This window comes from Rugosimonospora acidiphila, assembly GCF_039543385.1.
Taxonomy (GTDB): domain Bacteria; phylum Actinomycetota; class Actinomycetes; order Mycobacteriales; family Micromonosporaceae; genus Rugosimonospora; species Rugosimonospora acidiphila.
This window is the reverse complement of record NZ_BAABJQ010000071.1, coordinates 1-4,260: the sequence shown is the minus strand read 5'-3', so window position 1 is coordinate 4,260 and position 4,260 is coordinate 1. Positions and strand designations below refer to the sequence as shown.

The window sequence follows — 4,260 nt, the reverse complement described above, 5'->3', positions numbered from 1 at the left end:
CCGACGTACCCGTTCCAGCATGAGCGTTTCTGGCCGCGGTTGGCCGCCTCGACCGGGGATGCTGCCGGGCTGGGGTTGACGGCCACGGGGCACCCGTTGCTCGGCGCGGTGATGACCCTGCCGGACCGCACCGTGTTCACCAGTGTCCTGTCCACCAACACGGTGCCCTGGCTGGCCGATCACGTGGTCGCCGGTACTGTCCTGTTCCCCGGCACCGGATTCGCCGAGCTGGCCTCGTACGCCGGCCACTACCTCGGGCTGCCGTGCCTGCGCGACCTCACCCTGTACGCCCCGCTCGCCATCTCGGGCTCGGTGCTGCTGCGGGTGACCATCAGCGGCGACGGCCCCGAACGAGACCTGGCGGTGCACACCGCCGTCGACGCGGACGGCGAGTGGATTCAGCACGCCACCGGTGTGCTCGGCGACGAGCCGTCCGAGACCGTACCCGACGGGCAGGCCGGTGCCTGGCCGCCCGCCGGCGCCGAGCCGATCGCGCTGGACGGCTTCTACGAGGATCTCGCCACACACGGCTACGGCTACGGCCCCACGTTCCAGTCGCTGCGCGCCGCCTGGCGCGACGGCGGCGACGTCGTGGCGGACGTACGGCTTCCGCAGGAGCAGGCGGCCGACGCGAGCGGGTACCACGTGCATCCGGCGCTGCTCGATGCCGCACTGCACGCGGCGGCGCTGACCGTGGCCGCCGGCGACGGCCGCACGCTGCTGCCGTTCTCCTGGACCGACTTCCGGGTGCTGCGCTCCGGCGCCAACGCGCTGCGGGTGCGGCTGACCCCGTTGTCCGGCGACTCGGTCTCGGTGCAGGTGCGCGACGGCGCGGGCGACCTCGTCGCCGCCGCCTCCGCACTGAGCTTCCGCCCGCTGCCGGCGGCCGGCACCGATCCGGGCCAGGGCCAGGCGATGCACCGCGTGCACTGGACCTCCATGCCGACCGCCCCTGCCGACTCGCTCGACGCGGACCTGGTGCCGCTGTCCGGCTCGGCCGGCGCCGAGGGCGCGCACCAGACCGTCCGGCACACCCTCGACCTGATCCAGGCCCGGCTCGCCGACGACGCGTCCGCGCCGCTGGTGCTGGTCACCCGGGGTGCCGTCGACACCGGCGCGGGCGTCACCGACCTCGCCGCGGCGAGCGCGTGGGGGCTGGTGCGGTCGGCGCAGTCGGAGAATCCGGGCCGGTTCGTGCTGCTCGACCTCGACGAGACGACGCCGCTCGACGACCCGGTGGTCGGCTCCGCGGTGGCCAGCGGGGAGTCGCAGCTGGCGATCCGCGCCGGTGCGGTGTTGGTGCCGAGGTTGGTGCGGCAGGCGCCGGGGGAGTTGTCGGTGCCGTGGTCCGCGTCCGGTCGGGTGTTGATCACGGGTGGTACTGGGCGTCTCGGCGCGTTGGTGGCTCGGCATCTGGTGCGGGTGCACGGGGTGCGGGAGCTGTTGTTGGTGAGCCGGTCGGGGTCGGCGGCCGAGGGCGCCGTGGAGTTGGTGGCGGAGCTGGCCGAAGCGGGTGCACGGGTTGAGGTGGTGGCGTGTGACACCGCGGACCGCCAGGCGCTTCGGGAGGTTCTCGACGCGTACCCGGTGGACGCCGTGGTGCATGCCGCCGGCGTACTCGACGACTGCCTGGTCACCGACCTCACGCCGGAGCGGCTCTCCCGGGTCCTCACCCCCAAGGTGGATGCCGCCTGGAACCTGCACGAGCTGACCCGTGACCGTGACCTGTCGGCGTTCGTGCTCTTCTCCGCGGCCGCGGGCATCACCGGCGGTCCTGGCCAGGGCAACTACGCCGCCGCCAACGCCTACCTGGACGCGCTCGCCGCGCACCGGCACGCCGAGGGCCGGCCGGGGGTGTCGCTCGCCTGGGGCCTGTGGGCCGAGGCCAGCGGGATGACCGGTCACCTCGACGACGAGGCGGTCCAGCGGCTCGGCCGCTCCGGCGTCCGGCCGCTGACGACCGACGACGCCCTGGCCCTGTTCGACCACGGGGTGGCCGGTACCGAGCCGCTGCTCGTCCCGGTCATGCTCGACGCCACGGCACTGCGCCGCCGCGCCGCGGACGGCACCCTCGCCCCGCTGTTCAGCGCGCTGTTCCGGGCGCGCCTGCCCCGCGCGGTCGCCGCCGCCGGTGGGCCCGGCGGGTTCGCCACGCTGGCCGAGCCGGACCGACTGCGGGCCCTGTCCGATCTGGTACGGGCGGAGGTCGCGGCCACCCTCGGCTACTCCGGTGCGGAGGTCGTCGACCCGGACCGCGCCTTCAAGGACCTGGGCTTCGATTCGCTCACCGCGGTCGAGCTGCGCAACCGCCTGGCCAAGACCGTCGGTGTACGGCTGCCGGCCACGCTGGTCTTCGACTTCCCGTCCACGGCACGGCTGGTCGAGCACCTGAGCGAGCTGGTTGGCGCCGCGTCCACCGCCGCACCCGCCCGGCGCACGGCACCGGTGCGGGCGGACGAGCCGATCGCCATCGTGGGCATCGGCTGCCGGTACCCGGGCGGCGTCGCCTCCCCGGAGCAGCTGTGGGAGCTGGTCGTCGGGGAGCGGGAAGCGGTCGGGGACTGGCCGATGGACCGCGGTTGGGACGTGGACGCCCTTTACAACCCCGACCCGGACAGCAGCGGCACCTCGTACGCGCGTACCGGCGGATTCCTGTACGACGCCGCCGAGTTCGACGCGCCCTTCTTCGGCATTTCGCCCCGCGAGGCGGTGGCGATGGACCCGCAGCAGCGGCTGTTGCTGGAGACCTCGTGGGAGGCGGTCGAGCGGGCCGGAATCGACCCGCGCTCGTTGCGCGGCAGCCGTACCGGAGTCTTCGCCGGCGTCATGTACCAGGACTATGCGGCGCGGGTGCACCAGATCACCGAGGACCTCGCCGAGTTCGAGGGCTACCTGGGCACCGGCAGTTCCGGCAGCGTCGCCTCCGGCCGCATCTCCTACAGCCTCGGCCTGGAGGGCCCGGCGGTCACCGTCGACACGGCGTGCTCGTCGTCGCTGGTGGCGCTGCACCTGGCCAGCCAGGCGCTGCGCACGGGCGAATGCGACCTCGCCCTGGCCGGCGGCGTGACGGTGCTCTCGACGCCCGCCCTCTTTGTCGAGTTCAGCAGGCAGCGCGGCCTCTCCCCGGACGGGCGCTGCCGCTCCTACGCGGACAGCGCCGACGGCACCGGCTTCGCCGAGGGCGTGGGCATGCTGTTGGTGGAGCGGTTGTCGGATGCGCGGCGGTTGGGTCATCCGGTGTTGGCGGTGGTGCGTGGTTCGGCGGTGAATCAGGACGGTGCCTCGAATGGTTTGACGGCGCCGAATGGTCCGTCGCAGCAGCGGGTGATCCGGGCGGCGCTGGCGGCGGCCGGCCTGTCGACAACGGATGTCGACGCGGTTGAGGGGCACGGTACGGGTACGACCCTGGGTGATCCGATCGAGGCGCAGGCTCTTCTCGCGACGTATGGGCAGGACCGGTCGGGGGATCGGCCGTTGTGGTTGGGTTCGATCAAGTCGAACATCGGTCACACGCAGGCCGCGGCGGGGGTCGCGGGTGTGATCAAGATGGTGATGGCGATGCGGGCCGGGGTGCTGCCGCGCACGCTGAACGTGGACGAGCCGAGCGGCCAGGTCGACTGGACCGACGGACAGGTGAAGCTGCTCACCGAGCCACAGCCATGGGAGGTGGACGAGCGTCCGCGCCGGGCCGGCGTGTCCTCCTTCGGCGTCTCCGGCACCAACGCTCACGTGGTGTTGGAGCAGGCTCCCGCCGCCGAGCAGGAGCCGGCGCCGGTGGAGCAGGTGTCGACGCCTGGTGGTGTGGTGCCCTGGGTGGTGTCGGGTCGTTCGCCGGAGGCGTTGGGCGCTGCGGTGGGTTCGTTGGTGGGTTGGGTGTCGGGTGATGGTGCGGTGGATGTGGGTGCGGTGGGTGCGGGGTTGGTGGGTCGGTCGCGGTTTGAGTATCGGGCGGTGTCGGTGGGTGGTGATGTTCAGGAACTAGTTGGTGGTTTGCGTGGGGTGCAGGCGGGTCGGGTGGTGGGTGGTCGTTTGGTGTGGGTGTTTCCTGGTCAGGGTTCGCAGTGGGCGGGTATGGCTCTGGATTTGCTGAATGAGTCGCCGGTGTTCGCGGAGGCGATCGCTGAGTGTGAGGTGGCGTTTGGTGGGTTGGTGGATTGGTCGCTAGTTGAGGTGTTGCGGTCGGGGGTGGTGCCGGAGCGGGTGGATGTGGTGCAGCCGGTGTTGTTCGCGGTGCATGTGGGGTTGGCGCGGGTGTGGGGG

Annotated in this window: 1 protein-coding gene; it reads left to right on the top strand. The window is 72.5% G+C overall.

Annotated elements, in window-relative coordinates; translation table 11 throughout:
• Nucleotides 1-4,260: type I polyketide synthase (locus tag ABEA87_RS42020; RefSeq protein ID WP_345639390.1), on the top strand; the 4,260-nt coding region annotated here is incomplete at both ends.